The organism is Phenylobacterium sp. (assembly GCF_036402295.1).
Taxonomy (GTDB): Bacteria; Pseudomonadota; Alphaproteobacteria; order Caulobacterales; family Caulobacteraceae; genus Phenylobacterium.
Genome location: NZ_DASWTE010000168.1, coordinates 1 through 24,413 on the forward strand (window position 1 = coordinate 1; position 24,413 = coordinate 24,413).

29 protein-coding genes and 1 tRNA gene are annotated in these 24,413 nt (G+C 71.0%); 13 read left to right on the plus strand and 17 right to left on the minus strand.

Going from position 1 to position 24,413, the window contains the following annotated elements:
• The 3 genes from VGD44_RS10615 to VGD44_RS10625 form a co-directional block, all read left to right on the plus strand.
• A partial coding sequence (locus VGD44_RS10615) for a hypothetical protein (protein WP_331086702.1) occupies positions 1-199 on the plus strand: 199 nt, incomplete at its 5' end.
• 39 nt (positions 200-238) lie between these two features.
• Positions 239-667, plus strand: a complete 429-nt coding sequence (locus tag VGD44_RS10620; RefSeq protein ID WP_331086704.1) for an iron-sulfur cluster assembly scaffold protein — start codon at positions 239-241, stop codon at positions 665-667.
• Positions 668-687: 20 nt separating this feature from the next.
• Positions 688-978 (plus strand): hypothetical protein, encoded by a 291-nt coding sequence (locus VGD44_RS10625; protein WP_331086706.1) that lies wholly within the window; start codon positions 688-690, stop codon positions 976-978.
• A 210-nt stretch (positions 979-1,188) separates the two neighbouring features.
• On the opposite strand, the gene VGD44_RS10630 is transcribed toward VGD44_RS10625, so the two are convergent.
• The 3 genes from VGD44_RS10630 to VGD44_RS10640 form a co-directional block, all read right to left on the minus strand.
• Positions 1,189-1,265 (minus strand) — tRNA-Arg (locus VGD44_RS10630).
• Between the two features lie 81 nt (positions 1,266-1,346).
• Positions 1,347-2,609 carry a hypothetical protein gene (locus VGD44_RS10635; RefSeq protein WP_331086708.1) on the minus strand — a complete coding sequence of 421 codons (1,263 nt, stop codon included), beginning with the start codon at positions 2,607-2,609 and terminating at the stop codon, positions 1,347-1,349.
• 103 nt (positions 2,610-2,712) lie between these two features.
• Positions 2,713-3,735 carry a P1 family peptidase gene (locus tag VGD44_RS10640; protein WP_331086710.1) on the minus strand — a complete coding sequence of 341 codons (1,023 nt, stop codon included), beginning with the start codon at positions 3,733-3,735 and terminating at the stop codon, positions 2,713-2,715.
• A gap of 89 nt (positions 3,736-3,824) precedes the next feature.
• On the opposite strand from VGD44_RS10640, the gene VGD44_RS10645 reads away from it, so the two are divergent.
• Positions 3,825-5,531, plus strand: coding sequence for a gamma-glutamyltransferase family protein (locus VGD44_RS10645; protein WP_331086712.1), 1,707 nt, complete (start codon positions 3,825-3,827; stop codon positions 5,529-5,531).
• A 129-nt stretch (positions 5,532-5,660) separates the two neighbouring features.
• On the opposite strand, the gene VGD44_RS10650 is transcribed toward VGD44_RS10645, so the two are convergent.
• The 4 genes from VGD44_RS10650 to VGD44_RS10665 all read right to left on the minus strand — a co-directional run bounded on the left by VGD44_RS10650 (position 5,661) and on the right by VGD44_RS10665 (position 9,064).
• Positions 5,661-7,127 carry a HAMP domain-containing sensor histidine kinase gene (locus VGD44_RS10650; protein ID WP_331086714.1) on the minus strand — a complete coding sequence of 489 codons (1,467 nt, stop codon included), beginning with the start codon at positions 7,125-7,127 and terminating at the stop codon, positions 5,661-5,663.
• 64 nt (positions 7,128-7,191) lie between these two features.
• Positions 7,192-8,238: a quinone-dependent dihydroorotate dehydrogenase gene (locus VGD44_RS10655; RefSeq protein WP_331086716.1), complete on the minus strand. Its 1,047-nt coding sequence runs from the start codon at positions 8,236-8,238 to the stop codon at positions 7,192-7,194.
• On the minus strand, positions 8,235-8,573 hold the full coding sequence (locus tag VGD44_RS10660) for a DUF952 domain-containing protein (protein WP_331086718.1): 339 nt from the start codon (positions 8,571-8,573) through the stop codon (positions 8,235-8,237). Before VGD44_RS10660 ends, VGD44_RS10655 begins: the two co-directional genes overlap by 4 nt.
• Positions 8,573-9,064, minus strand: coding sequence for a SixA phosphatase family protein (locus tag VGD44_RS10665; protein ID WP_331086720.1), 492 nt, complete (start codon positions 9,062-9,064; stop codon positions 8,573-8,575). Before VGD44_RS10665 ends, VGD44_RS10660 begins: the two co-directional genes overlap by 1 nt.
• An 89-nt stretch (positions 9,065-9,153) precedes the next feature.
• Here VGD44_RS10665 and metX point away from each other — a divergent pair, with 89 nt between their 5' ends.
• From metX to VGD44_RS10680, 3 genes are all read left to right on the plus strand, one after another.
• Complete coding sequence (gene metX, locus VGD44_RS10670; RefSeq protein ID WP_331086722.1) at positions 9,154-10,311, plus strand: homoserine O-acetyltransferase MetX; 1,158 nt, start codon at positions 9,154-9,156, stop codon at positions 10,309-10,311.
• A complete protein-coding gene (gene metW / locus VGD44_RS10675; protein ID WP_331086724.1) occupies positions 10,308-11,018 on the plus strand; it encodes a methionine biosynthesis protein MetW in 711 nt (236 codons plus the stop codon). The genes metX and metW overlap by 4 nt, the downstream gene beginning before the upstream one ends.
• 61 nt (positions 11,019-11,079) lie before the next feature.
• Positions 11,080-12,045 carry a hypothetical protein gene (locus VGD44_RS10680; protein ID WP_331086726.1) on the plus strand — a complete coding sequence of 322 codons (966 nt, stop codon included), beginning with the start codon at positions 11,080-11,082 and terminating at the stop codon, positions 12,043-12,045.
• Here VGD44_RS10680 and VGD44_RS10685 read toward each other — a convergent pair.
• Genes VGD44_RS10685 through VGD44_RS10695 form a run of 3 tightly spaced genes read right to left on the minus strand, consistent with a single transcriptional unit; the run spans position 12,042 to position 13,953 of the window.
• Positions 12,042-12,788: a hypothetical protein gene (locus VGD44_RS10685; protein ID WP_331086728.1), complete on the minus strand. Its 747-nt coding sequence runs from the start codon at positions 12,786-12,788 to the stop codon at positions 12,042-12,044. The genes VGD44_RS10680 and VGD44_RS10685 overlap by 4 nt on opposite strands.
• Before the next feature lie 4 nt (positions 12,789-12,792).
• A complete protein-coding gene (locus VGD44_RS10690) occupies positions 12,793-13,137 on the minus strand; it encodes a P-II family nitrogen regulator (RefSeq protein ID WP_331086730.1) in 345 nt (114 codons plus the stop codon).
• A gap of 42 nt (positions 13,138-13,179) precedes the next feature.
• The gene (locus VGD44_RS10695; RefSeq protein ID WP_331086732.1) at positions 13,180-13,953 is read right to left on the minus strand and encodes a class I SAM-dependent methyltransferase; all 774 of its coding nucleotides are present in this window, start codon (positions 13,951-13,953) and stop codon (positions 13,180-13,182) included.
• 67 nt (positions 13,954-14,020) lie between these two features.
• On the opposite strand from VGD44_RS10695, the gene gloB reads away from it, so the two are divergent.
• Entirely contained in the window at positions 14,021-14,782 is a 762-nt protein-coding gene (gloB, locus tag VGD44_RS10700) for a hydroxyacylglutathione hydrolase (RefSeq protein WP_331086734.1), read from the plus strand.
• A 127-nt stretch (positions 14,783-14,909) separates the two neighbouring features.
• Here gloB and VGD44_RS10705 read toward each other — a convergent pair whose 3' ends face one another.
• The 3 genes from VGD44_RS10705 to VGD44_RS10715 form a co-directional block, all read right to left on the minus strand.
• A complete protein-coding gene (locus VGD44_RS10705; RefSeq protein ID WP_331086736.1) occupies positions 14,910-15,626 on the minus strand; it encodes a DUF4908 domain-containing protein in 717 nt (238 codons plus the stop codon).
• Positions 15,627-15,790: 164 nt separating this feature from the next.
• The gene (locus VGD44_RS10710; protein WP_331086737.1) at positions 15,791-16,516 is read right to left on the minus strand and encodes a beta-ketoacyl-ACP reductase; all 726 of its coding nucleotides are present in this window, start codon (positions 16,514-16,516) and stop codon (positions 15,791-15,793) included.
• 55 nt (positions 16,517-16,571) lie between these two features.
• Positions 16,572-17,747 (minus strand): acetyl-CoA C-acetyltransferase, encoded by a 1,176-nt coding sequence (locus VGD44_RS10715; protein WP_331086739.1) that lies wholly within the window; start codon positions 17,745-17,747, stop codon positions 16,572-16,574.
• Positions 17,748-17,923: 176 nt separating this feature from the next.
• Here VGD44_RS10715 and phaR point away from each other — a divergent pair, with 176 nt between their 5' ends.
• Positions 17,924-18,550, plus strand: coding sequence for a polyhydroxyalkanoate synthesis repressor PhaR (gene phaR, locus VGD44_RS10720; RefSeq protein ID WP_331086741.1), 627 nt, complete (start codon positions 17,924-17,926; stop codon positions 18,548-18,550).
• Positions 18,551-18,591: 41 nt separating this feature from the next.
• The gene (locus VGD44_RS10725) at positions 18,592-18,924 is read left to right on the plus strand and encodes a hypothetical protein (RefSeq protein ID WP_331086743.1); all 333 of its coding nucleotides are present in this window, start codon (positions 18,592-18,594) and stop codon (positions 18,922-18,924) included.
• Here the strand turns inward: VGD44_RS10725 and VGD44_RS10730 are convergent.
• Entirely contained in the window at positions 18,921-19,241 is a 321-nt protein-coding gene (locus tag VGD44_RS10730; RefSeq protein WP_331086745.1) for a helix-turn-helix transcriptional regulator, read from the minus strand. The genes VGD44_RS10725 and VGD44_RS10730 overlap by 4 nt on opposite strands.
• 218 nt (positions 19,242-19,459) lie before the next feature.
• Between VGD44_RS10730 and VGD44_RS10735 the strand changes: the two genes are divergently transcribed.
• Positions 19,460-19,861: an SRPBCC family protein gene (locus VGD44_RS10735; RefSeq protein WP_331086747.1), complete on the plus strand. Its 402-nt coding sequence runs from the start codon at positions 19,460-19,462 to the stop codon at positions 19,859-19,861.
• Here VGD44_RS10735 and VGD44_RS10740 read toward each other — a convergent pair.
• The gene (locus VGD44_RS10740; protein ID WP_331086749.1) at positions 19,858-20,583 is read right to left on the minus strand and encodes a glycosyltransferase family 2 protein; all 726 of its coding nucleotides are present in this window, start codon (positions 20,581-20,583) and stop codon (positions 19,858-19,860) included. The genes VGD44_RS10735 and VGD44_RS10740 overlap by 4 nt on opposite strands.
• Before the next feature lie 59 nt (positions 20,584-20,642).
• On the opposite strand from VGD44_RS10740, the gene VGD44_RS10745 reads away from it, so the two are divergent.
• Both VGD44_RS10745 and VGD44_RS10750 read left to right on the plus strand, forming a co-directional pair.
• A complete protein-coding gene (locus VGD44_RS10745; RefSeq protein WP_331086751.1) occupies positions 20,643-22,316 on the plus strand; it encodes a glycosyltransferase family 39 protein in 1,674 nt (557 codons plus the stop codon).
• Positions 22,313-23,227, plus strand: a complete 915-nt coding sequence (locus tag VGD44_RS10750) for a hydroxymethylglutaryl-CoA lyase (RefSeq protein ID WP_331086753.1) — start codon at positions 22,313-22,315, stop codon at positions 23,225-23,227. Before VGD44_RS10745 ends, VGD44_RS10750 begins: the two co-directional genes overlap by 4 nt.
• Here VGD44_RS10750 and VGD44_RS10755 read toward each other — a convergent pair.
• Positions 23,224-24,162, minus strand: coding sequence for a glycosyltransferase family 2 protein (locus VGD44_RS10755; protein WP_331086755.1), 939 nt, complete (start codon positions 24,160-24,162; stop codon positions 23,224-23,226). The two genes, VGD44_RS10750 and VGD44_RS10755, sit on opposite strands and share 4 nt — an antisense overlap.
• A partial coding sequence (locus VGD44_RS10760; RefSeq protein WP_331086757.1) for a His/Gly/Thr/Pro-type tRNA ligase C-terminal domain-containing protein occupies positions 24,162-24,413 on the minus strand: 252 nt, incomplete at its 5' end. The genes VGD44_RS10755 and VGD44_RS10760, both read right to left, overlap by 1 nt.

The window sequence follows — 24,413 nt, forward strand, 5'->3', positions numbered from 1 at the left end:
GGTCACGGCCACGACCGGCTTCGTGACCTTCGTCTCCTGGTCGGGCCTCGACATCGGCCTCGATCGCAGCAGCCCCGTCGCCGACTACCCCGCGCCGTTCGCGTTCACCGGCGTCCTGAAGAAGGTCACCGTGATCCTGGATGACGACCAGGCCCTCGACGGAGAGGCCGTGGGCCAGGCGGAGATGGCGCGGCAGTAGTCGTTTGACAGACGCCCCCGCGATGACGACCTAGGAGCCATGATCGACGACCTCTACTCGGCCAAACTCCTGAAGCTGGCGGCGAACCTGCCGCGGGTGGGGCGGCTCGCCGATCCGGACGCCAGTTCGGAGAAGGTCTCCAAGCTGTGCGGCAGCCGGGTGACGGTGGACGTGAAGGTCGCGGGCGACCAGGTGGCCGACTTCGCCCAGGACGTGAAGGCCTGCGCGCTGGGCCAGGCGGCGGCCTCGGTGCTGGGCGCACACGTGATCGGCGCGAGCCTTTCGGAACTCGAGGCCACCCGTGACGCGTTCCGGGACATGCTGAAGTCGGGCGGCCCGGCGCCGGAAGGTCGCTTCGCCGATCTGGCGTTGCTGGCCCCAGTGAAGGATTATCCGGCGAGGCACACCTCGACGCTGCTGGCCTTCGAGGCGGCGGCCGAGGCGGTCAGGACCGCGGTCGAACGATAGAGGGTGGGCGGGAGACAGGGATGCCGGACTTCATCTTCCTCCACCATGACGACGCCTTCGGCGACGGCGGCCTGGACTGGGACCCCTACCTGTCGCGGCTGCGCGAGGCGGGCGTGTTCCAGGGCGGCAGCTCGATCGGCGAGGGCTGCTGCGTGAAGAAGTCGGGCGACGCGCCGGAACCGACGGCCCACATCTCAGGCTACATCCGCGTCACCGCCGAGGACCTGGGCGCCGCCCGCAAACTGCTGCCCGGCAACCCGGTCTACGAGGCCGGCGGCACCGTGGAGATCCGGGAACTGCCGAAGGGCTGACGGCGGCTGGGCTGGGTGATTGGTCCGTCTAAGTCTTGCCGGCTTGGCCTTGCAGCCACCGCTGTACGCACCTGCACTTTGTGACCAAGTTCGGGAAAAGAGCTTCAGAGAGTGCCGGCCCCGAGACTGATCCTGCGTCCGCGGGCAGACGTGTGCAAGCAAGCTCACGGTCGGCGCCGGAGTCAGGATCTATCTCTTAGGCGGAAGAAATGGCGCGCCCGGAACGATTCGAACGTCCGACCCTCAGATTCGTAGTCTGATGCTCTATCCAGCTGAGCTACGGGCGCGCACTGCCTTACGGCGAGGGCGCGGAACCTAGTCGGGGGCGGGAGGGAGCGCAAGACCCCCTCCCGCCGAATTTTCGGGCCTTATCGCCGCGGGAACGGCAGGGCGCCGCCGAGGATGCCCTGGCGCAGGATGTCGGCGGCGCTGGGCGGCTTCGGGGGCTGTTGGGGCTGGCCCGGCTGCGGGGTCGGCGTGCCGGCGCGGCGGCCTGCGCCCATGTTCGGCATCTCCTGGCCGAGGATGCCGCCGGTGGCCGACCGGTAGCGGACCTTCACGGCCCACTGCTGGTTCCAGGTCACCTTGGGGTCGGTCGGCCGCGGCGGATGCACGAAGTTCGCTTCGCCGCCGTAGGCCACCAACTGGACCATCGCCGAGGGCGCGGCGTCCATGAACTCCTTCGGCACCGCGCAGGTCTTCGTGGCGGGGCCCATCAGGGTCTTGTTGGCCACCAGCCGGGTGATGTCGCCCTGGCTCAGGAAGTCCGGGTTGGAGAACGCCGAGGCCTGGGTCTCGGACGACGACCACATCACCACGGTCTCGCCGTCGCCGCCGCCCACGGCCGAGGCGTAGTAGGCCTGGGCGTTCCCCACGAGGTTCCAGCCGAGGTTCGTCCAGCCGCCGGAGCCGCGGGCGTTGGTGGTTAGATTGAGGGGGCCCAGGAAGTCCTGGTCCTCGCCCAGCATGAAGCTGATCTCGGGGGTGTAGTTGCCCTGGATCGTGTGGGGGCCGACCAGCGAGCCGTTCGCCGGCACGAGGTCGCGGGTGTCCTTGTTGGGCCACTCGCCGTAGGTGCGGTTGCGCTGCGGCGACGGGGGCTGCATCGGGCGGTAGTCGATGCCGCGGAACAGGTTGGCCGGGTTCTGCTGGCCCGAGGCCATCTTGGCGAAGTCGATCACATAGGGCTGGCCGGGGCGGGCGCGCTCGCCGCAGCCCCAGAAGATCAGCATCCGGCCGCGGGGCTTCTGGTACTCCTGCGGCACGTAGTTGGGGCTCTCATCGCGGACCGCCGGCTGGATCTTCGGCGTCAGCAGCGGCAGGCTCGGGCCCGCCTGCAGGCCGCGGGGCGGCAGGTGCTCGGCGGCCGGCGCGCCGGTGGTCTGGCCCGAGCCCAGCTGGAGTTGCAGGGTCTTGGTGGCGCCGCCCCCGCCCATCATCGCGCGCATCATGGCGCTTGTGTCCGGCTGGCCGCCGCCGCCCGCGCCCATGGCGGGCATCCCGAACCCGGTCTGGGTCTGGGCGCTCATCCAGTAGGTGGCCACCGGACCGGTGACCTTCTGCTGAGCGACAGCGGTGGTGGAAAATGCGGCGACGCCCGCGACCAGCGCGAGTTTGTGGCCCAGACCCATTGGTACTCTCCTGAACGAACCCGTTATTTTGAACCTAGAGCGCGGCCCTGCCGAGCGGAATCCGCTTTTTCCGCCGGACGGCGCTGCAGAATCGCGGCTGGACCTAGCCCTGCGGGTCCCGCCAGCAGGGGACATACGCGTCCGGCCACGGCTTGGCTTCAAACACCCCGCGGGCGACGGCGCGGGCCAGGGTGTCGGCCGCCAGCGCGCCCAGGCGGGCGAGGGTGTAGTTGTCGGGGTCGGCGAGCGGGCGGCGGGCCGTCGAGAGCGCGAAGACCACGTCGCCGTCGAAGGGCGCGTGGATCGGGCGGATGGCGCGCGCGAAGCCGTCCTGCGCCATGACGGCGAGGCGCCTGGCCTGGGCCGGCGTGAGGATGGCGTCCGTGGCGACGCAGGCGATGGTGGTGTTGCGCGCCTCGGCCGGGCGCTTGGCCGAGCCCCATGCGTCGGGGCCGGCGCGCAAGCCCGCCGAACCCAGGCCGCCGAACTCGTCCGCCAGTTCGTAGGGCGCGGCCCAGAAGCTGCGTCCGCCCGGCGCGATCACCGAGCCCCAACTGTTCACTGCCACCACGGCGCCCACCGTGTAGCCGTCGGCGGTGACGGCCGAGGCCGAGCCGGTCCCGCCCTTCAGGCCGCCGGCCATGGCGCCATAGCCCGCGCCGGCCGTGCCCAGGGCGAAATCGAGGCCCGCGGCGTCGACGGCGCGGCGGCCGAGCGCGCGGTGCGGCGGATCCTCGCCCCAGGCCTTGTCGCCGCCGTTGGCCATGTCGAACAGGATCGCCGCCGGCACGACGGGCGACTTCGGGACGCCGGGCGCCATGCCGTAGCCGCGGCCGCGCGCGCCCAGCCAGGCGGTCACCGCATCGGCCGCGCCCAGGCCGTAGACCGAGCCGCCGGCCAGCACGATCGCGTCCACCGCATCCACCAGGGTCTCGGGCGACAGCGCGTCGGTCTCGCGCGTCCCCGGCGCGCCGCCGCGCACGTCGCAGGCGGCCACGGCGCGGTCGTCGGGCAGGATCACGGTGACGCCCGTGCGCGCCCGCGCATCGTCCGCCTGCCCAACTTTCAGGCCGGGAACGTCGGTGATCAGGTTGCGCGGGCCTGGACCTGGGGGCTTTACGTCCATACGTGGGACCTCGCACACCGCAGCGTTTGTTGTCCAATGACCGCCCGCTATGGTGACGCCGCCCGCCGCTGCCTGGAGCACGTCCGCCCGTGAAGTCCCCGTTCCTGCCCATCGCCCTCGCGGCACTACTCTCGGCCTGCGCCGTTCCAAACGCGGCCGTCTCGCAGGCCGCGCCCAAGGCGGCCGAGGGCCAGGCGATGGTGGCGGCGGCCAATCCGATGGCGGTCGAGGCCGGTCTGAAGGTGCTGCGCGCAGGCGGATCGGCGGTGGACGCGGCGGTGGCGGTGCAGGCGGTCCTGGGCCTGGTGGAGCCGCAGAGCTCGGGCCTCGGCGGCGGCGCCTTCATGACCTACTACGACGCCAGCACGAAGCAGGTGACCGCCTACAACGGCCGCGAGACGGCGCCCAAGGCGGCGACGCCGGAACTGTTCTACGGCGCGGACGGCAAGCCGATGGGCAAGGGCCAGGCGATCCTGACCGGGCGCTCGACCGGCGTGCCGGGCGCGGTGGCGATGCTGTCGCTCGCGCAGTCCCAGCACGGCAAGCTGGCCTGGAAGGACCTGTTCGGCGAGGCCGAGCGGCTGGCCGACGGCGGCTTCCCCGTGCCGCGCCGGATGGCGGCGGCCGCGAACGGCCGCGGCGGCCAGGCGAACGCCAAGGACGCCGTCGCCTACTTCACCAAGCCCGACGGGACCAAGATCCAGGCCGGCGACACGTTCAGGAACCCAGCCTACGCCGCCACGGTGCGCAAGATCGCCGCCGAGGGACCGAAGGCGCTGCTGGAAGGCCCGATCGCCGAGGCCATCGTCGCCAAGGTGCGCGAGGGCGACATGCCCGGGGCGCTGACGCTCGCGGACATGAAGGCCTACAAGCCCAAGGCGGAGCCGGCGCTGTGCCGCCCCTATCGCGTCTACGTGGTCTGCGTGCCGGGCGCGCCGTCGGGCGGACCGGCGGTGCTGGAGGGCCTGGGCCTGCTCGAGCGCACCGACATCGCCAAGCACCCGAACGACGCCGAGGGTTGGTACCTGTTCAGCCAGGCCAGCCGGCTGATGTACGCCGACCGCGACCGCTACATCGCCGACCCCGACTTCGTGAAGGTCCCGGTGGAGGGCCTGCTGGACCGGGCCTACCTCGATGACCGCGCCAAGCTGATCGGACCTGTGGCCAGCGCCTCGGTGGCGTTCGGCAGGCCCAAGGGCGCCCCGGTGTACGCCCAGGACCGCACCAACGAGGTCGCCGGCACCACGCACCTCGTGATCGTCGACAAGTGGGGCAACGCCGTCTCCATGACGACGACGGTGGAGAGCACCTTCGGCTCGGGCCGGATGGTGCACGGCTTCTTCCTCAACAATCAGCTGACCGACTTCTCGTTCTCGCCCAGCGACCGAGACGGCGCGCCGGCGGCGAACGCGGTGCAGGGCGGCAAGCGCCCGCGCTCGTCGATGGCGCCGGCCATCGTGCTGGACGGCGACGGCCGCTTCGTCGCCGCGATGGGCTCGCCGGGCGGGCCGTCGATCCTGGCCTACAACCTGAAGGTCCTGGTGGGCGTGCTGGACTGGAAACTGCCGGTGCAGGAGGCGATCAACCTGCCGAACCTGATCGCCGGCGGCAGCTTCTACGCCGCCGAGGTCGACAAGTTCTCGCCTGAGCTGCGGACCGAGCTGGAGGCGAAGGGCGTGAAGCTGAGCTCCGGCTTCGGGGCCGAGGGCTCGGGCCTGCACGGCATCGAGGTCACCCCGCAAGGCCTGCGCGGCGGCGCCGATCCACGCCGCGAGGGGGTTGCGAAGGCGCCCTGAGGCACTGCGCGCCGTAGGCTCCCTTTACCAACCGCGGAAGACGCGGAAAAGCGCGGAGGCGGCTGCTGACCTTCTGCGTCTTTCCGCGTTTTCCCGGTTCAATCCTGCGGCGCTGACGCGCCAGCGTCGCTAAGCGGCCGTCCGAGTCCGCCGCAGCTTCGGCTTCGGTGCGCCGGGGAGGCGGAGCTCGAAGACCGTGCCCTGGTCGCCGGTGACCGAGAGGCTGAGGTCGCCGCCGTGGCCCTGGGCCAGTTCGCGGGCGATGGCGAGGCCGAGGCCCGTGGAGTCCGGCCGGCCCGAACCGGCGAAGGGCTGGAACAGCCGCTCGCGGATGCGCTCGGGCACGCCGGGCCCGTTGTCCGAGACGCGGATCAGGCTGGAGCCGCCCACGGTCTCCAGCGAAACCTCAATGCGGCCGGGCGCCGTCCGGCTTGCCTGGTGCTCGATGGCCTGGCGGGCGTTGCGCAGCAGGTTTACGAGGATGCGATGCAGCTGGTCCGGGTCGGCGGTGACCTGGTCGGCCGCGGCCACCCTGCTCACCAGCTTCACACCAGAATCAGGCAGCCGCGCCTCCGCGGCGGCTTCCTGCAGGGCCTCGGCCAGCTTCACCGTCTGCGGCTCGGGCGCTGCTTCCTGGGTCTTGCCGTAGACCAGCACGTCGGCCGCCAGCTTGACGGCGCGGTCCAGCGCGCGCTCCAGGCGGGGCAGGGCCTGGCTCACCTTGGGGTCCTTCGAGGCGGCCAGCCGCTCGGAGGCGAGCTGGGCGCTGGTCAGCATGTTCTTCAGGTCGTGGTTGATCTTCGCCACCGCCTCGCCCAGCGCCGCCAGCCGGGCGCGGGAGTTCAGCGCGGCGCGCAGGTCGGCCTGCATCCGGCCGAGCTCGGTCTCGGCGCGGCCGATCTCGTCGCGGCGGCCCGAAGGCTGGATACGCGCCGCGGGGTCCTCCGGGTCGGCGCGGAACCGCTCCATCGCGAAGGTGATCCGCTGCATCGGCCGGACCAGGAAGAGGTTCAGTGCGAAATAGACGATCACGCCGGCCAGCGCCGCGACGCCGGCCACCAGGGCGACGAGGCGCCAGAAGTAGCTGGCCAGCGCGCGCTTCAGCTCGGTGTCGGTGGCGACGAACTCGATGAAGTCGGCCGGCCGGAACCGCGGCTCGGCCACCACCCGCACCCGCTCGCCCGAGCCCAGCAGGGTCTGGAAGGGCGCGAAGAGGCCGAGGCCCGCCGCCCGGGGGCGCAAGTCGACCACATACGGCGGGCGCGAGGGCCGGGCGTTGGCGAACACCAGTCGGCGCACGCCGTCGTTCGACACCGCCACGATCTCGACCCCTGCGCCGGCCAGCAGCTGCGACTTGAGCTGTTCCGAGACCACCCGGTCGGGCGCCACGTCGGCGGCCAGCGAGGCGAGCTCGGCGGCGCGTACACGGTCCAGCAGCCATTGCCGCTCGTAGGCGGCCAGCGCGGGCGGGATCGCCATGGCCCCGCCCAGCGCGGCGAACACGACCGTCAGGACCAGGAGGCGCGCGGAGAGGCCGCCGGGCCAGAAGAGGCGGCGCCGGTTCCGCTCCGGGGCTTCGGTCGGTGCGTCCGCCATCGTCCCTTTCGAATTAGTGCAGCCTGCGGGCCCCGGCAACGCGGAGCGATTTGAGCGGCCCAGGCTATTCCGCGCCGACGGCTTCCGCCACGGATCGGAATCCATCGGCCTGCAAGCGCTGCGCAAGCTCGCGCTTGATCTGCACCACGAGGCCCGGTCCCTCGTACGCCAGGGCCGAGTAGAGCTGCACGGCCGAAGCGCCGGCGCGGATCTTGGCGTAGGCGTCGGCCCCTGAGCCGATCCCGCCCGCGCCGATCAGCAGGAACCGCCCCGCCGCGGCCTGCCGGAAGCGGCGCAGCACCTCGGTGGAGGGGCCAAAGAGGGGCGCGCCGGACAAGCCGCCGGTCTCCACCGCATGGCGCGAGCGCAACGGCGGCCGCGAAACCGTCGTGTTGGACACGATGACGCCGGCCAGGCCCGCCGCCGCCACCGTCTCCACGATCGCCTCGATCTCGGCATCCTCCAGGTCGGGCGCGACCTTCAGGAACATGGGGACGGCCACACCCTGGGGCAGGGAATCGGCGGTGGCGATCAGCCGGCCCAGCAGGTCCTCCAGCGCCGCCTTGGTTTGCAGGGCGCGCAGGCCGGGCGTGTTGGGCGAGGAGATGTTGATCGTGAAGTACGACGCCATGCCCCACAATCGGCGCAGGCCGGCAGTGTAGTCCGCCAGCCGGTCGACTGAATCCTTGTTGGCGCCCAGGTTCGCGCCGACCACGCCATGGCGGCGATGGGCCAGCCGCTGCGCGAACGCCTCGAGGCCCTGGTTGTTGAAACCCATCCGGTTGATGACGGCGCGATCCTGCCAGAGCCGGAACAGCCGCGGGCGCGGGTTGCCGACCTGGGGCAGCGGCGTGACCGTGCCGCATTCGACGAAGCCGAAGCCCGCCCTCAGCATGGGCGCGTAGACTTCGGCGTCCTTGTCGAACCCGGGCGCGAGGCCGACCGGGTTGGGCAGGCGCATCCCCGCCAGTTCCGTCGCCAGGATCGGGGGATCGGAGGGCGCATGCGGGCCGAGCCCCAGCTTCAGCCCCTTGATGGCCAGGCCGTGGGCGTATTCGGGATCGAGTCCCCGCATCGCCAGCGTGGCGAGGCCGTGGAGGTCGTTGGTCATGGGGCGGGCGTCCGGGGAACCAGGTCGTCGCCCAGCGGCGCCTCGTGCACCGCGCGAACGTGAGCTGTTTCCAGCGGACCATACAGGTGCGGGAAGAGGTCGCCGCCGCGCGACGGCTCCCACTTCAGCGCCGGGCCCAGGTCGTCGCCCTCCACCTCCAGCACCACGAGGTCGGCGATGCCCGCGAAGTACCGCCGCGCTGTCTCGCCCGCCTGGGCGGCCGTGGAGAAGTGAATGAAGCCGTCCTCGTGGTCCACGGCCGAGCCCTCGAAGCGCCCCACGGCCTCCGCCGCCGTCCACTCGGCGTAGGGCAGGATCTTGTAAATGCGCGTCATCAGCGGTCCGGGTAGAACAGGCCGTCGAAGTGCGGCCGGCCGTTCGAATCGAACAGGAACACCGCCGCCGCCGCGGTCGGGAAGTTGCGCTGGGCCTTGGCGACGAGGCCCGCGGGGGCCGCGCCCTCCTGCAGCAGGCGGATGGTCAGCTCCTGCATGCCCGGATTGTGGCCCACCATCATCACCGTGGCCGCGGCCTGGCCGGCGTCTTCGGCCGCGCGGCGGATAGTCTCGGAGTCGGCGTGGTAGAGGTGGTCGAGGAAACGGGTCTCGGCCCCGGGGAACGCGGGCTGCGCCGCCTCCCAGGTGCCCTTGGCGCGGGCGGCCGGCGACACCAGCACGACCTGCGGCTGGAAGCCCATGTCGGCCAGGCGCGCGCCCATGTCGGCCGACTCCCGCGCCCCGCGCGGGGCGAGCCGCCGGTCGAAGTCGTCACCGCTGTCGGAATCCGATTCGGCCTTGCCGTGCCGCAGGAGGATCAACCGATCCATGGACGCTCCCTTACCCCAATCCTCCATAGCGTAGGCTGCTTCGGCTGCAAGCCATTGACACCTTGCGGGGGAGGCGGTCCAACGCGGCCATGACGGCGCAGGGTCCCATCAAGGCGGGCTTCGAGTCCGGCGGCGGGACCTGGCGGTTTCCGGCGAACCGGCCGCTGCGCCTGGATTCGGGCGCTACCCTGGCCCCGCTCGAGATCGCTTACAAGACCTACGGCGTGCTGAACGAGGCCAGGACCAACGCCGTGCTGGTCTGCCACGCGCTGACCGGCGACCAGCATCTGGCCTCGACGCACCCGGTGACGGGCAAGCCTGGCTGGTGGGACCGCTTCGTGGGCCCGGGCAAGCCGCTGGATCCCGAGCGCCATTTCATCATCTGCACCAACGTCATCGGCGGCTGCATGGGCACGACCGGCCCGGCGTCGACCGACCCCAAGACCGGCGAGCCCTACGGTCTGAAGTTCCCGGTCATCACCATCGCCGACATGGTCCGCGCCCAGGCGATGCTGATCGAGGCCCTGGAGATCGAGACCCTCTTCGCGGCCGTGGGCGGCTCGATGGGCGGCATGCAGGTGCTGCAGTGGGCTGCGGACTATCCCGACAAGCTGTTCAGCGCCGTGGTGATCGCCGCGGCCGCCCGCCACTCGGCGCAGAACATCGCGTTCCACGAAGTGGGCCGCCAGGCGATCATGGCCGACCCCAACTGGTGCGGCGGCGCCTACCTTGCGGCGGGCGTGCGACCGGAGAAGGGCCTGGCGGTCGCGCGCATGGCCGCGCATATCACCTACCTGTCCGAGGCCGCCCTGCAGCGGAAGTTCGGCCGCGAGCTCCAGCGCGACGGCCTGTCGTGGGGCTTCGACGCCGACTTCCAGGTCGAGAGCTACCTGCGCCACCAGGGGACCAGCTTCGTCGACCGCTTCGACGCCAACAGCTACCTCTACATCACCCGCGCGCTCGACTACTTCGACCTGGCCGCGCAGTACGGCGGGGTGCTGGCCGAGGCGTTCGTCCGCGCGCGGCGGGTGAAGTTCTGTGTGCTCAGCTTCTCGTCCGACTGGCTGTATCCCACGCCCGAGAGCCGCGACATCGTCCGCGCCCTGAACGGCGCCGGCTGCCGCGCCAGCTTCGCCGAGATCCAGACCGACAAGGGCCACGACGCCTTCTTCCTGGACGAGCCGCTGCTCGACCAGACGCTGAAGGGCTTCCTCGCCGCCCAGGCCCAGGCGCGGGGTCTCGCTTGAACGGCATTCGCGAGGATTTCGCCGAAATCCTGAAGCTCGTGCGGCCGGGCTCGCGGGTGCTCGACATCGGCTGCGAGGACGGCGAGCTGCTGGAGCTGCTCACCCGCGAGAAGAACGTCGACGGCCAGGGCCTGGAGATCAGCCCCGAGGGCGTCGCCGCCGGCCTGGCCCGCGGCCTCGCGATCGTGCAGGGCGACGGCGACCGCGACCTCGACCACTTCCCGACGCGGGCTTTCGACTATGCGGTCCTGAGCAAGACCCTACAGCAGATGCGTGAGCCGAAGCACGTGCTCTCGGAGCTGTTGCGGATCGCCGACCAGGCGGTGGTCTCGGTCCCGAACTTCGGCCACTGGAAGGTCCGCTGGGCTCTGCTCTCGCGCGGCCGCATGCCCGAGACCGGCGCCCTGCCCGAGCCCTGGTACTCGACGCCCAACATCCACCTCTGCACCCTGCGCGACTTCGTGAGCCTGTGCGACGCGCTGGAGATCCGCATCGACGCCTGCGCCTCGCTCACCGACGGCAAGCCGGCCCGGCCCATCGACCCGCGCCAGCCGCTGGAGAACTGGCGCGCCGAGACCGCGCTTTTCCTGCTTAGCCGCCGCGCCGAACCGGCGCCGGCCTCGGCGCCGCAGCAGAATTTGTTCGGCGAGGTGGACCTGCCGACGGCGGACGCGCCGAAGAAGCCCAAGCGGCGCAAGCCGGCCTGAGGTCCGGGAACCTAATCCCTGTTGATTGCGAGGGCGGCGGCCGCCCTCCAGTATCGCCCGCATGACGTACTGGCTGCCGGTGTGCCTCGCCTTCGCGTTGGCCGGGAGCGCGGTCGGCGGGGAGTACCGCGCGCCGCGCACGGCGGCGGGCGACCCCCAGCTGGAAGGCGCGTGGACGACCAACACACTCACGCCCTTCGAACGGCCGGACGAACTGAAGACCCTGGTGCCCACCGAAGCGGAAGCCGCGGCCTACGAACGCAAGTATCGGGGCAAGCCGCCGCCGATCCCCAACGACGCCATCGGCGCCGTCGATTCGGAGTGGTGGGAGACGGACGTCCCGCTCGCCCGCATCCGAGGTCAGCCGCGCAGCTCGTGGATCGTGGCGCCCGCGGACGGCAAGCCCGCCTACACCGCCGCCGCCAAGGCTGCGAACATGGCCCGCCGCGAGCGGTCGAAGACCAACTTCGACCATCCGGAGGTGCGCCCGGATGGCGAGCGCTGCCTGGCGCCCGCCGGGGCGCCGCTCGAGGTCGGCGCGTACAACAACGGCTTGCTGCTGCTCCAGGCGCCGGGGGCGGTCGTCATCCACGTGGAGTGGATGAACGAGTTGCGCATCGTGCGCCTCGAGGGCGACCGCGGGGCGAAGGCCGCCGTCCGCTCGCGCACCGGCTCGTCCAGCGGCTGGTGGGACGGGGAAACGCTGGTGGTCCGGACCACCGACTTTGCGCCGGCCGTCGTCGGCGCCCCCGACGGTGATCCCAAGGCGGACATGCTGGTGATCGAACGCTTCACAAGGACGTCGCCCACCGAGCTGCACTACAGCTTCCTGATCTCCAACCCCAGCCGCTACATCCAGCCGCTGCAGGGCGAGACGGTGTTCAGCGCCACCACCGAGCGGCTCTTCGAGTTTGCCTGCCACGAGGGCAACTACGCCCTGGCCAACGTCCTGGCCGGCGGTCGCGTGCAGGACGCCACGGCCGCCCAGACGGCCTCGGGCGACGGCGCGGGCGTTCCCGCGCCCTAGCGCATAGAGATAGTCTCGGCCCTGCCGTAGCGGGTGACCAGCCGCCGCAGGAGGATCGCCGCCGGGCCGCGGGGGACGGGCGCCACCACGTACTGCTTCTGGGCGCCGCCGGTATAGCTTGTGCGGTCGCCGGTCATCAGGCCGATGCGCAGCACCTCGCCGGTGTCCTGGCGGACGGCGAAGGTCTCGGGGTAGTCGACGTTGAAGTTGGCCACCGTCATGCGCACGCGTCCGCCGGCCGGGCGGCGGCCCCAGGTGCGGACCGCGTTGGTGAGGCTTGAGGCCAGCACCGCCCGCATCTCGGCCTTCACCGGCCCGTCGGCATCGAACTTCGGGTCGCAGGTCGCCGGCAGGTCGACCTGGATCCGCTGGCTGGGCGCCGCGTAGACCCGCCGGCGTTCGCGTTCGAAGCCGGGTTCGCCGCGCAACAGATCGACGTTGTAGCCCGACCGTTGGGTCACCACCGGTCCGGCCGAACGCAGCACCACCACATAGGCGTCGGCCCAGCGGCGCACGCGCGGCACGGCGCGCATGTCCTCGCTCCAGAGATAGGCGGTGTGGCCGTCGCGGCGGACGTCCAGGTGGGCGCCTTGGCCCAGGCGCACATAGGGGTCGCCCCACCACACCTTGCTGAAGCAGACGTGCCGGCGGACCGCCTCGACGGCCTGAGCCGCGGTGATGTCGGCGGCGGAGGCCGCGCCGGCCGCGAGGGCCCAAGCCGCGACCCCGAGGATGAGGCGCATCGGCCTAGCCGGCGATCGCCGCGGCGTCCTGTTCGCCGGTGCGGATGCGCAGCGCCCGCTCCAGATCGAGGACGAAGATCTTGCCGTCGCCGATCTTGTTGGTGTTGGCGGTGGTCTGGATGGCCTCGATCACCGCCTCGACGATGTCGGACGGCACGGCGATCTCGAGTTTCACCTTGGGCAGCAGCTTCACCTCGTACTCGGCGCCCCGGTAGACCTCGGTCTTTCCGCGCTGGCGGCCGTAACCGCGCACCTCGGTGACGGTGAGGCCCGACGCGCCGGCCTCGGTGACAGCGTCGAGCACAGCGTCGAGGCGACTGGGCTTGATGATCGCGATGATCAGTTTCATGCGCCCTTCAGGACCTCCGGCTCGACTTCAGACGAAGCACAGCTAAGACCTTCGCCGCGGCGGCGCCAAGCGCTGTCGCAGGGCCGGCTCCCGCGAGACGGGTTGTGCGCCCGGCGCGGGCAGCAGCACCGGTCGGCCCGAGCGCACCCGCTGGCGCTGCGGCTTGACCGCGAATGTCTGTTTCACCGCCTCCATCAGGAGCAGGCCCGCGAACCCGGGCCAGAGCCGCGAGCCCGCCTGTTCGAACCCGTCGGCCCATCGGGCCATCCACCCGACGGGAGGAACATACAGCGCCCGCGTCCAGCCCGACGGTTCCAGCTCGGCCTCGCGCAGCAGTTCGGCGAGCTGGCTGCGGCTGTAGGGCCGGCCGTGGCCGAAGGGCGTCTTCTCGGTGTTGGCCCAGAGGCCGTTGCGCGAGGCGACCGTGACGATGGCCCGGCCCGAAGGCGCGAGCACGCGCCACACTTCGCGGAGGAAGGCCACCGGGTCGGCGCTTTCCTCGAGGCCGTGGACGACCAGCACCCGATCGAACAGGGCGTTGGTGAAGGGCAGCCCGTCCTCGGGCGTGAGCGTGGCGAGGTTCCTGCCTTCGGCCGGCCAGACCTCGACGCCCTGCTGCGCTGGCATGGCGGCGACCACGCGCCGGGCGCCCGGCATCAGGGGCGCCACGAACGGCGTCGCATAGCCCACGGCCAGGACGTCCTGGCCGGCGGCGTCGCCCCAAGCCTCGACCAGCTTGCGCTCGACCATGGCGCGCGCCGCCCGTCCCAGATCGGAGGCGTAGAACTGCCGAAGCTCGAGCACATCGCGGCGCATGCCCTCTGGCTATGCTCGACGCGGGCGCGCCGCCACCCTAAATCGTGGGGCAGCCCGGAGGATCGCCATGCCCCTTACCATCCACCAGTTCCCGTGCCTCTCGGACAACTACGGCTTCCTGATCCGCGACGAGGCCACGGGCCAGACCGCCTGCATCGACACGCCCGAGGCCAGCGCCATCCTGCGCGAGCTGGAGGACCTGGGCTGGGACCTCGATTTCATCTTCAACACCCACTGGCATCCCGACCACGCGGGCGGCAACGCCGACATCAAGGCGATCACCGGCTGCACCATCGTGGGGCCGAAGGAGGTCACCCGCATCGCGCCGCTGGACCGCGAGGTGGGCCACGGCGATATCGTCGAACTCGGCGAGACGGCGTTCCAGGTGTTCGACACCGGCGGCCACACCCTGGGCCACATCACCTACTTCGACGCCGCTGACCGGATCGCCTTCGTCGGCGACACCCTGTTCGCGCTGGGCTGCGGGCGGCTGTTCGAGGGCACGCCCGAACAGATGTGGGACAGCCTGCAGCGCCTCGCGGCCCTGCCCGAGGACACCACGGTCTACTGCGCTCACGAGTACACCGCCTCGAACGCCCGCTTCGCGTTGTCGGTGGACGACGCCCCGGCGCTGAAGGCCCGCGCCGAGCAGATCTTCGCGGCCCGCGAGCGCGGCGAATGGACCGTGCCCACCACCATCGGCCTGGAGAAGGCGACCAACCCGTTCCTGCGCGCCCCGGCGCTGGCGGCCCGGGTCGGCGCGTCCGGCAAGCCCGACGCCCAGGCGTTCGCGGCCGTGCGGGCGGCCAAGGACAACTTCAGGGGCTAAGCGCGTCAGCGCACTAAGGAAGCAACCGCGGAAAACGCGGAAGGACGCAGAACGTCGGCCTGTGCGGCCTCTTCCGCGCCTTTCTGCGTTTTCTGCGGTTTGATGACTGCGCCTGCGGCGCGCGCGGCTACTTGCCGTTCTTCAGGACCTTCAGGACCTTTTCCGACGACGGGCGCCCGGCCAGGCCCTGGCTTGGGGCCACGACGATGCGCAGGACGCCGTTCGAGTAGCTGGCGGACGACTTCCTGCCCTCGGCGAACTGGACCTTGCCCACTTTCGAGAGGATCGCGCTGCCGCCGTCGCGGGTGGAGAGGCGCAGGAACGCCAGGGTCACCAGCACGGCCGAATCGGCGATGAGGGCGGCCGAGTTGGGGGTCGCCTCGGCCTCGAACACCACCGGCCGCCGCGCGGCGCGGCCTGAGCGGACGGAGGCCTGCAGCATCCGTTGGCCCAGCGCCTGCGGGCTCAGGAACAACAGCCGCAGCGGCCCGCAGCCGGCGGCTCGCGACACGGCCTCGCCGCTCGGCCGCCTGTCGCTGAAGAGGGTGAAGCCGCCCAGCCGCGTGGCCCGCAGCATCGGCTCGCCCAAGTCGTTCTTGTAGATCACGTCGCCGCGCGGGGCCGGGCTCGGCAGCAGCGCCCAGACCTCGGGGCTGTCCTCGAACTTCAGCATCGGCACCGGCTGGGTGCGGTCGAGGGTGAAGATCCGGCCGTCCTCGCCGATGAAGCAGGCGACCGGCGGCTGGGCGGTCTCGCCCGGCCGGTTCTTGAAAAGGCTGTCGCGCAGTTTGTCGGCGGGGCCTGCCGCAGCGGGTATGGCGAAGCTTAGCGCCGCGACGCCCATTAGCGCCGCGCAGATTGCCCTCCTCGACGCCGTCCGCTCGCCTGTCATCTCAGCTCAGCAGATGCCGCGGGATCGGGGCGCTTTTTGGACGCGAACGGGGCGCGAACGCTACAAGCGTGCGCAGTTCCGTTCCTCACCCCCGAATCCCGCCACGGTTGGGTTGACTACCCGACCATGTACTGGCCGCCGTTGAGCGCCAGTGTAGTCCCGGTGACGTAGCCGGCGCGCTCGCCGGCGAGGAAGGCCACCATGTCGGCGATCTCCTCGCCCTTGCCCAGGCGGCCGACCGGGATCTGGGCGATGATGCCCTCAAGCACCTTTTCCGGCACCGCCTGCACCATCTCGGTGTCGATGTAGCCGGGGGCGATACAGTTCACGGTCACGCCCTTGCGGGCGTTCTCCAGCGCCAGCGCCTTGGTGAAGCCGATCATGCCGGCCTTGGCGGCGGAGTAGTTGGTCTGGCCCATCTGGCCCTTCTGGCCGTTGATCGAGCTGATGTTGACGATCCGGCCCCAGCCACGGTCGCGCATGCCCTCGATGACCTGGCGGGTCATGTTGAACAGCGAGTCCATGTTCACCCGGATGACTTCGCTCCACTGCTCGGAGTTCATCTTGTGGAAGACGCCGTCACGGGTGATGCCGGCGTTGTTCACCAGCACGTCGATGGGGCCGAGTTGCTTCTCGATCTGCTCGACGGCGTGCTTGCAGTCGGCGAAGTTCCCGACGTTCCCCTTCACCACCATGATGTCCAGGGTCCTGGCGCACTCGGCGGCCGCCTCGTCGTTGCCGGAGTAGCCGGCGGCGACCTGCATCCCGTCGGCCTTCAGCCGCTCGACGATCGCGCGACCGATCCCACGGGTCCCGCCCGTCACCAAAGCTACCCTGGCCATGCCTCTACAGTCTCCTTAAGTCGGCGACGCCGTTGATCGGTCGTTCGGTCCGGTATCAGACCTTTTCCACACACATTGCGACACCCATGCCGCCGCCGACGCAGAGCGTGGCGAGGCCCTTCTGGGCGTCGGTACGGTTCATCTCGTGCAGCAGTGTCGTGAGGATCCGCGCGCCCGAGGCGCCGATCGGGTGGCCAATGGCGATGGCGCCGCCGTTCACGTTCACCTTTTCGGGATCGAGACCCAGTTCGCGGACCACGCAGAGCGACTGCGCCGCGAAGGCCTCGTTGGATTCCACCAGGTCCAGGTCGGCGACCTTCCAGCCGGCCTTCTCCAGGGCCTTGCGGCTGGCGGGGATCGGGCCGGTGCCCATGATCTCGGGCTCGACGCCGGCGTGCGCCCACGAGGCGATGCGGGCGAGCGGCTTCAAGCCGCGCTTCTTGGCCTCGTCGGCGCTCATCAGCACCAGGGCGGCGGCGCCGTCGTTGAGGCCCGAGGCGTTGGCTGCGGTGACCGAGCCTTCCTTGTTGAAGGCGGGGCGCAGGCCGGCCATGGCTTCGATCGTCGCGCCGTGTCGGATGTATTCGTCCTGGTCCACCACCGTGTCGCCCTTGCGGCCCTTGATGGTCACCGCAACGATCTCGTCCTTGAACTTGCCGCCCTTCTGGGCCGCCTCGGCGCGGTTCTGCGAGGCGACGGCGAAGCGGTCCTGGTCCTCGCGGGTGATCTGCCAACGGGCGGCGATGTTCTCGGCGGTCTGGCCCATGTGATAGCCGTGGAAGGCGTCCCACAGCCCGTCCTTGATCATGGTGTCGACCAGGGCCAGGTCGCCCATCTTCTGGCCGCCGCGCAGCTGCTGGGCGTGCGGCGACTGGCTCATGCTCTCCTGGCCGCCGGCGATCACGATCGTGGCGTCGCCGTCCTTGATCTGCTGCGCGCCCAGCGCGACGGCGCGCAGGCCCGAGCCGCACAGCTGGTTCAGGCTCCAGGCCGGGCTCTCCACCGGGATGCCGGCGTTGACGGCGGCCTGACGGGCCGGGCCCTGGCCGGCGCCGGCCTGCAGCACCTGGCCCAGCACCACCTCGTCGACGTCGGAGGCCTTTATCCCCGCCCGCTCGACCGCCGCCTGGATCGCGATCTTGCCCAACTCGTGGGCGGGCAGGCTCGACAGCGCGCCGTTGAAGGAGCCCACCGGGGTGCGGGCGGCGGAGACGATCACGATGTCGGTCATTGGCTTATCCCTAAGGGTTTCGGACGGCCCAGACCTCTTCTATCGACCGCACGCAGGGTGAGGGCAAGGCCCGCTTCCCCAATTGGTTGATGCCATTTGCTAATCGCCTCGCATCCGCGATACTGCGGTGCAGAAAGGCGGCCGAGTCATCAGGCCGGCCGCATGAAGGATTAGGGATGGCCGACACCGAAGGGACCGGCTCCGACGCTAAGGGAACAGCGCCTGGCGAGCGGGTCGTCATCAAGAAGTACGCCAACCGGCGACTCTACAACACCGCCTCTTCCAGCTACGTCACCCTCGAGCATCTGTCCGAAATGGTGAAGCAGGGCGTCGACTTCGTCGTCTACGACGCGAAGACCAACGAGGACATCACGCGCACGGTCCTCACGCAGATCATCTTCGAGGAAGAGAGCCAGGGGCAGAGCCTCCTGCCGATCCAGTTCCTCCGCCAGCTGATCAGCTTCTACGGCAACTCGATGCAGGCCTTCCTGCCCAGCTACCTCGAGCTGTCGCTCGCCAGCTTCACCCAGCAGCAGGAGCGGCTGCGCACCCAGCTCTCGAGCTTCGGTCAGGCGGGCGGCATCGCGGCCTACGAGGAGCAGATCCGGCAGAACCTCCAGCTGTTCGACCGGGCGATGAAGATGTTCTCGCCGTTCGCCTACGCACCTCCGGCGCGGGCGGACGAGCCCGCGCCCGCCGCGCCTGCGACAAAAGCGGAGTCGGGCTCGGACGAAGCGTTAACGGCCTTGCGCAAGCAGATGGCCGAGATGCAGGCTCAGCTGGACAAACTCGCGAAAGGCTGAGTCGTGGTCCTGGCCCGTCCATTGCAGGTTGTGCGGCTATGATGTCCCGCATTGACCGCATGCGACACGCGGCGCTGGTGCGCCGGGCCCACAAGGCCGAAGCCGGACAGACCCCGGAGGCCCAGGCTGCGGGCGGCGCGAACCTGCCGATCCCGGTGGCGCCGGTCACCGGTCCACGCACCTTCAAGGACGAGCACCGCAAGGGCGATTCCGAGTTCGCCGCGCAGCTGTTCGGCCAAGTCGGCGAACGCCGCGGCCTGCGCGCCGGCGCGCCGCTGCTGGACAAGGCCCGCGACGCCTACAACCGCGTCGAATGGTCAGGCAGCTACGACCGCCGCGCCCGCAAGGGCCGCCAGGCCCGGACCGAGATCTAGTCCCGCTCGTCCCCGCGCATGCGGGCGAGCTCGGCCTCCAGCGCCGCCACCCGCCGCTCCAGCGCCGCGATCCGCGCACCCACATCCTGCCCGGGCGTCGGCGTGGACACGCCCGCGCGCTGCGCCACCTCGGCCGCCGGGACGCCCAAGAGCTCGGCAAAGGCCGCCACCTGCCCGGCGGAAAGTTCCCGCTGGTCCTTGAAGACGAGCGCGAGCTCGGCCTCCGTCAGGCCGGCGATGGCGGCCATGACGGCGCGCGAAAGCCCCCTTTCCTCGAGTTTTGCGTCGAACCAGGGGGCGTCGAAGAAGAGGGCCATAGGGTGGGCTCGTGTGGCGCCCGTCTTGCTTAACCGTGTTCGGACCCACCGCCCAAGGCCACGGACCGGCAAATGCTGCTCTTCCTCTCGCGCACCTTCGACATTGCCGTCGTCACGCTGATCATTTCCGCGTTCACCTGACTGACAACGTCCGTTTACCGCCAGCAACCGGCGGGGCGATTGGCCACTTAGAGGTTCCAAGCAAGAGGGAACCGCCCATGGCCTCCATCCTCAGATCCATAGACATCGATGCGCCCGCCGACGCCGTCTGGGACGCCGTCTCCGACTTCGGCGCCGTCCACCGCCGCTTCGCCCCGGGCTTCGTGACCAACGTCGAGCTGATCCCCGGCGCGCGGATGGTGACGTTCGCCAACGGGATGGTCGTGAAAGAGCTGTTTCTCGGCCGTGACGACCAAGCCCGGCGCCTTGCCTATTCGGTCCGCACCGACAATTTCGAGCACCACAGCGCCAGCTTCACCGTCACCGACCTCGGCGGCGGCAAGAGCCGGCTCGATTGGCGCGCCGACGTCCTGCCCGACACGGTCGCGCCGATGGTGTCCGGGATGATGGAGCAGGGCCTGCAGGTGGCCCAGGGGGTGCTGGGGCGGGTTCCGGCCTAGACCTCGTCCACGCCGCCCGGGTTCCGCGCGCGGGATTGCAGCCACATCACGCCGAACAGGTCCGAGGCGGAGGCCCAGAGGCGGCCGAGGTTGGTGTACTTCGATCGGCCGGTCTGGCGGTGGCGGTGGTTCACAGGCCGGAACGCCACCTGGTAGCCCTCGCGCAGCATCAGCGCCGGCAGGTAGCGGTGGATGTGGTCGAAGTAGGGGAGCCGCAGGAAGGCCTCGCGGCGGAACGCCTTCAGCCCGCAGCCGGTGTCGTTGGCGGTGTCGTTCAGGAGCCGCTTGCGCACCCCGTTGCCGATGCGGGAGGCGAACTTCTTGGCCTGGCTGTCCTGCCGCTTCACGCGTTCGCCGCCGACGAGGGCGAGTTCCGGCGGGCCGGCTGCGAGCGCGTCGACCAGGGCGGGGCCATCGGCAGGGTCGTTCTGGCCGTCGCCGTCCAGGGTGACGACCACCGCGCCCCGCGCCGCCAGGATGCCGGTGCGCAGGGAGCGGCTCTGGCCCGAGTTCTTCCGGTGCGCCAGGACGCGCAGCTGCGGGATCTCGGCGGCGAGCGCCTTCAGCGCAGCCCTGGTGTCGTCGCGGCTGGCGTCGTCCACGAAGATCACCTCGAACGACCGGCCGGCGAACGCGGCCGCGATCTCGCGCGCCAGGGCTGGCGCGGCGCCTTCCTCGTCGTAGACGGGAACCACAACGGAAATGTCCGGCGCCGAAGCCATGCCGGCCCTCCATAGCGGAAAAGCCGGCGCGCGAAAGGATCGTGCTATTCACGGCGGCGATGAGTCTCGACCGGACCCTGGCGCGGTGGAGCGGCGGTTGGCGGGGGCCGGCGCTGGCGGCGTTCGTCGCCTTCCTGGCCGGCCTGCCGGGCCTGATGGCCATGCCGGTCCTCGACCGCGACGAGGCGCGCTTCGCCCAGGCGACCGCCCAGATGCTGGAAAGCGACGACTATGTCGTGATCCGCTTCCAGGACGACCCCCGCTTCAAGAAGCCGGTGGGCATCCATTGGCTGCAGGCGGCCAGCGTCAGCGTGCTGTCCAGCCCCGAGGCGCGGCAGATCTGGGCCTATCGCATCCCCTCGCTGCTGGGCGCCATGTTGGCGGCGGCGGCCTGCGCCTGGGGCGCCGGCGCGTTCCTGGGCGGGCGCGCCGCGGCGCTGGCCGGCGTCATGCTGGGGGCGAGCTTCCTGCTCTCGACCGAGGCGTTCATCGCCAAGACCGACGCGGCGCTGGCCGGGACCACGACGCTCGCGATGGCCGCGCTCGCGCGCCTCTACGCCGCGCGGCGGGGCGGGCCGCCGGCGGGTCGGCGGGTGATCTGGGTGTTCTGGGGCGCGCTGGCCGCCGCGATCCTCATCAAGGGGCCGGTCGCGCCGATGGTGGCCGGTCTGGCCATGGTTGTCTTGGCCATCTGGGACCGCCGGGCCGGCTGGATCGGGGCGCTGAAGTGGTGGTGGGGCCTGATCATCGTGCTCGCCGTCGTGGGGCCGTGGGCCGGGGCGGTAACGGTGGCCACCGACGGCGGTTTCTGGACCGAGGCGGTGGGGTCGGACCTCGCGCCGAAGCTGGCCGGCGGCCAGGAGACGCATGGCGCGCCGCCTGGTTATCACCTGCTGCTGACGCCGATCCTGGCCTTCCCGATGACGCTGCTGCTGCCCGCCGCGGGGGTCGCGGCCTGGCGCTTCCGGGCCGAGCCGGGCGTGCGCTTCGCGATCGCCTGGCTGGTCCCGACCTGGCTGGTCTTCGAGCTCCTGCCGACCAAGCTGCCGCACTACCTGATGCCGGCCTATGGCGCGCTCGCCTGGCTGGCCGCGCGCGCGCTTGCCGAGCCGCTGGGCCTCGTCGTCCGCTGGCTGGGCGCGGGTCTCGCCGCGGTGATCGGCCTCGCGCTGGCGGGCGGCGTCTTCTACCTGCTCTCGCTCTATGGGACGGCCGGCGACGCCTGGGCCGCGGTCCTGGCGGCGATGCTGCTGGCCGCCGCGGGCCTGATGGGCGGCTGGCTCCTGGTCCGCCAGTCCGTCGAGACGGGCGTCGTCGTCGCGCTCGCCCTGGGCCTGCTCGGCCACGCCGCGCTCGCCTCCCTGCTCGCGCCCCGGCTCGATCCCCTGTGGCTGTCGGCCCGCCTCGAGGCCGCCATGGGGAGCGCCCGCCTGCTGCCGCGCCAGGGGACCGCCGAGGCGCCGGTCGCCGTCGCGGGCTACGCCGAGCCCAGCCTGGTCTTCGCGCTCGGCACCGACACCGGCCTCGAAGGCCCGGCAGAGGCCGCCCAGGCGGTGATCGAGAACCGCCCGGCCATCGTCGAGCAAGCCGACGAATCCGCCTTCCGCGACGCGCTCGAGGCGCGCGGCGGCCGGGCGCACGAAGTGGCCGTCATCAGGGGGATCAACTATTCGAAGGGTGATCCGGTGACGCTGAGGGTCTACATGGCGCCCATCAGGGAGTTGCAGCCATGAGCCGGCGTATCGAGATCGTGGAAGTGGGGCCCAGGGACGGCCTGCAGAACGAAAAGACCCTTTTCGAGATCGAGCAGAAGCTGGAGATGATCCAGCGCCTCGAGGCCGCCGGCGCGCGGCGCATGGAGGTGGTCTCGTTCGTCAACCCGAAGCGCGTGCCGCAGATGGCCGGCGCCGAGGAGATCATGGCCGCCCTGCCGCGCAGGGAAGGCCGCTCGCGGATCGGCCTTGTGCTGAATATGCGCGGCTGGGAGCGCTGCCTGGACGCCGGCTGCGACGAGGCCAACGTGGTGGTCTGCGCCACCGACGGCTTCGGAATCCGAAACCAGGGCGCGTCGGTGGAGGAGCAGATCACCGCCCTCGCCAACATCATGGGCGTCCGCAAGAAGGAGGACCCGCCGGTCTCGATGACCGTGTCGGTGGCCTTCGGGTGCCCGTTCGACGGCGAGGTGCCCGAGGACCGGGTGATCGAGATCGTGAAGGCGGCCGCCGACATGCGGGTGGCCGAGATCGCGCTCGCCGACACCATCGGCGTGGCGGATCCTTGGACCGTTCGTCGTCGCATCGAGGCCGCCAAGAAGGCCGCCGGGCACATCCCGCTGCGGCTGCACTTCCACGACACCCGCAACACGGGCCTCGCCAACGCCTTCGCCGGCGTCGAGGCGGGCGTCGACGTCCTGGACGCCAGCGTCGGCGGCCTGGGCGGCTGCCCGTTCGCGCCGAACGCCACCGGCAACATCGGCACCGAGGACCTGGTCTACATGCTGGAGCGCGCCGGCTTCGAGACCGGCTACGACCTTCCCCAGCTCATCGAGATCGGCAACTGGGCGTCTGACCTGCTGGGCAAGCGGGTAGCGTCGTCAGTGGCCCGCGCGGGGAGCTTCCCGTTGGCGCAGCCGCAGCCCGCCTAGGCCCGCTTCTTCGCGCGCCGCATCAGCGGCCGGGCGACGGCGGCGCCGATGACGAGCGGGGCCAGGATCAGGGCGGCCAGCTTGGCGCCCTTGCTGGCGCCCGCGCGCTTGCGGAAGTAGCGCGCCAGGCCGACGCCCTTGTGGAACTCCACCTTCAGCCGGCTGGTCTGGCTCGCGCCACCGATGTGGATCACCTCGGCCTTGGGGTGGAACAGCACCCGGCCGCCCGCTTCGCGCACGCGCCAGCAGAGGTCGACATCCTCGACGTGCAGGAAGTAGCCCTCGTCGAAGCCCTGCACGCGCTCGAAGTCCTCGCGCCGCATGCAGAAACAGGCGCCCGAGATGGTGGGGGCGGGCGCCACCTGGTCGGGCAAGGCGTCCTGCTCCCAGTGCACCTCGAAGCGGCCCCAGGCGGGCACGGCCTTCGCCAGGCCGCTCATCGACAGAAGTGCGCTGATCGGGGTGATCTCGCCGCGGCGGGCGCCGCGCTGCTCGGTGCGGTCGGGGTTCAGCACCCGGCCGCCGACGATGCTGGGGACCGGTTGGTCCTCGATCTCGCGCACCAGCGCCGCCACGCAGCCCGGCTGTAGGAAGGCGTCGGGGTTCAGGAAGACCAGGAGGTCGCCCTTGGCGGTCCGCGCGCCCAGGTTGGCCCCCTTGGCGAAGCCCACGTTGCCCTGGCCTGCCACCAGGACGACGCGGCTGTCCTGCTCGCTGAGCGCGCGCAGCTGCGCGGCCTGGACGGGCGCCGAGCCGTTGTCCACCACCACGAGTTCGTCCACCAGGGGATCGGCCAGCACGCAGGCGAGGCTCTGCTCCAGCGCCTCGCCTGTCATGTAGACGACCATCACCACCGAGACGCTGCGGCGCGGCCGCAGGAAGTCCCGGCTCGGCGCCGCTTCCGCGGCGACGATAGGTGTGGCGATACCGTTCATCAGGCCTCCAACCCCCTGCGAACATCCGGCGGAAGGGCTTCCGTGGCAAGGACGTTGAGCGCTTCGTCCAGCGTCAGGATCTGCTGCCCGTCCGAACCCAGGCGCCGCAGCGCAACCTTGCCCTCTTCCGCCTCGCGGCGGCCGACGACGGCGATCACCGGCGTCTTGGCCAGGCTATGCTCGCGGATCTTGTAGTTGATCTTCTCGTTGCGCAGGTCCGTCTCCACGCGCAGGCCCTTGGCGCGGAGCGC

Coding starts and splice junctions, on each gene's coding strand:
- VGD44_RS10620 (WP_331086704.1), top strand. CDS start 239: ATGATCGACGACCTCTACTCGGCCAAACTCCTGAAGCTGGCGGCGAAC.
- VGD44_RS10625 (WP_331086706.1), top strand. CDS start 688: ATGCCGGACTTCATCTTCCTCCACCATGACGACGCCTTCGGCGACGGC.
- VGD44_RS10635 (WP_331086708.1), bottom strand. CDS start 2,609: ATGGGTCTGGGCCACAAACTCGCGCTGGTCGCGGGCGTCGCCGCATTT.
- VGD44_RS10640 (WP_331086710.1), bottom strand. CDS start 3,735: ATGGACGTAAAGCCCCCAGGTCCAGGCCCGCGCAACCTGATCACCGAC.
- VGD44_RS10650 (WP_331086714.1), bottom strand. CDS start 7,127: ATGGCGGACGCACCGACCGAAGCCCCGGAGCGGAACCGGCGCCGCCTC.
- VGD44_RS10655 (WP_331086716.1), bottom strand. CDS start 8,238: ATGACCAACGACCTCCACGGCCTCGCCACGCTGGCGATGCGGGGACTC.
- VGD44_RS10660 (WP_331086718.1), bottom strand. CDS start 8,573: ATGACGCGCATTTACAAGATCCTGCCCTACGCCGAGTGGACGGCGGCG.
- VGD44_RS10665 (WP_331086720.1), bottom strand. CDS start 9,064: ATGGATCGGTTGATCCTCCTGCGGCACGGCAAGGCCGAATCGGATTCC.
- metX (WP_331086722.1), top strand. CDS start 9,154: ATGACGGCGCAGGGTCCCATCAAGGCGGGCTTCGAGTCCGGCGGCGGG.
- VGD44_RS10680 (WP_331086726.1), top strand. CDS start 11,080: ATGACGTACTGGCTGCCGGTGTGCCTCGCCTTCGCGTTGGCCGGGAGC.
- VGD44_RS10685 (WP_331086728.1), bottom strand. CDS start 12,788: ATGCGCCTCATCCTCGGGGTCGCGGCTTGGGCCCTCGCGGCCGGCGCG.
- VGD44_RS10690 (WP_331086730.1), bottom strand. CDS start 13,137: ATGAAACTGATCATCGCGATCATCAAGCCCAGTCGCCTCGACGCTGTG.
- VGD44_RS10695 (WP_331086732.1), bottom strand. CDS start 13,953: ATGCGCCGCGATGTGCTCGAGCTTCGGCAGTTCTACGCCTCCGATCTG.
- gloB (WP_331086734.1), top strand. CDS start 14,021: ATGCCCCTTACCATCCACCAGTTCCCGTGCCTCTCGGACAACTACGGC.
- VGD44_RS10705 (WP_331086736.1), bottom strand. CDS start 15,626: ATGGGCGTCGCGGCGCTAAGCTTCGCCATACCCGCTGCGGCAGGCCCC.
- VGD44_RS10710 (WP_331086737.1), bottom strand. CDS start 16,516: ATGGCCAGGGTAGCTTTGGTGACGGGCGGGACCCGTGGGATCGGTCGC.
- VGD44_RS10715 (WP_331086739.1), bottom strand. CDS start 17,747: ATGACCGACATCGTGATCGTCTCCGCCGCCCGCACCCCGGTGGGCTCC.
- phaR (WP_331086741.1), top strand. CDS start 17,924: ATGGCCGACACCGAAGGGACCGGCTCCGACGCTAAGGGAACAGCGCCT.
- VGD44_RS10725 (WP_331086743.1), top strand. CDS start 18,592: ATGTCCCGCATTGACCGCATGCGACACGCGGCGCTGGTGCGCCGGGCC.
- VGD44_RS10730 (WP_331086745.1), bottom strand. CDS start 19,241: ATGGCCCTCTTCTTCGACGCCCCCTGGTTCGACGCAAAACTCGAGGAA.
- VGD44_RS10735 (WP_331086747.1), top strand. CDS start 19,460: ATGGCCTCCATCCTCAGATCCATAGACATCGATGCGCCCGCCGACGCC.
- VGD44_RS10740 (WP_331086749.1), bottom strand. CDS start 20,583: ATGGCTTCGGCGCCGGACATTTCCGTTGTGGTTCCCGTCTACGACGAG.
- VGD44_RS10745 (WP_331086751.1), top strand. CDS start 20,643: ATGAGTCTCGACCGGACCCTGGCGCGGTGGAGCGGCGGTTGGCGGGGG.
- VGD44_RS10750 (WP_331086753.1), top strand. CDS start 22,313: ATGAGCCGGCGTATCGAGATCGTGGAAGTGGGGCCCAGGGACGGCCTG.
- VGD44_RS10755 (WP_331086755.1), bottom strand. CDS start 24,162: ATGAACGGTATCGCCACACCTATCGTCGCCGCGGAAGCGGCGCCGAGC.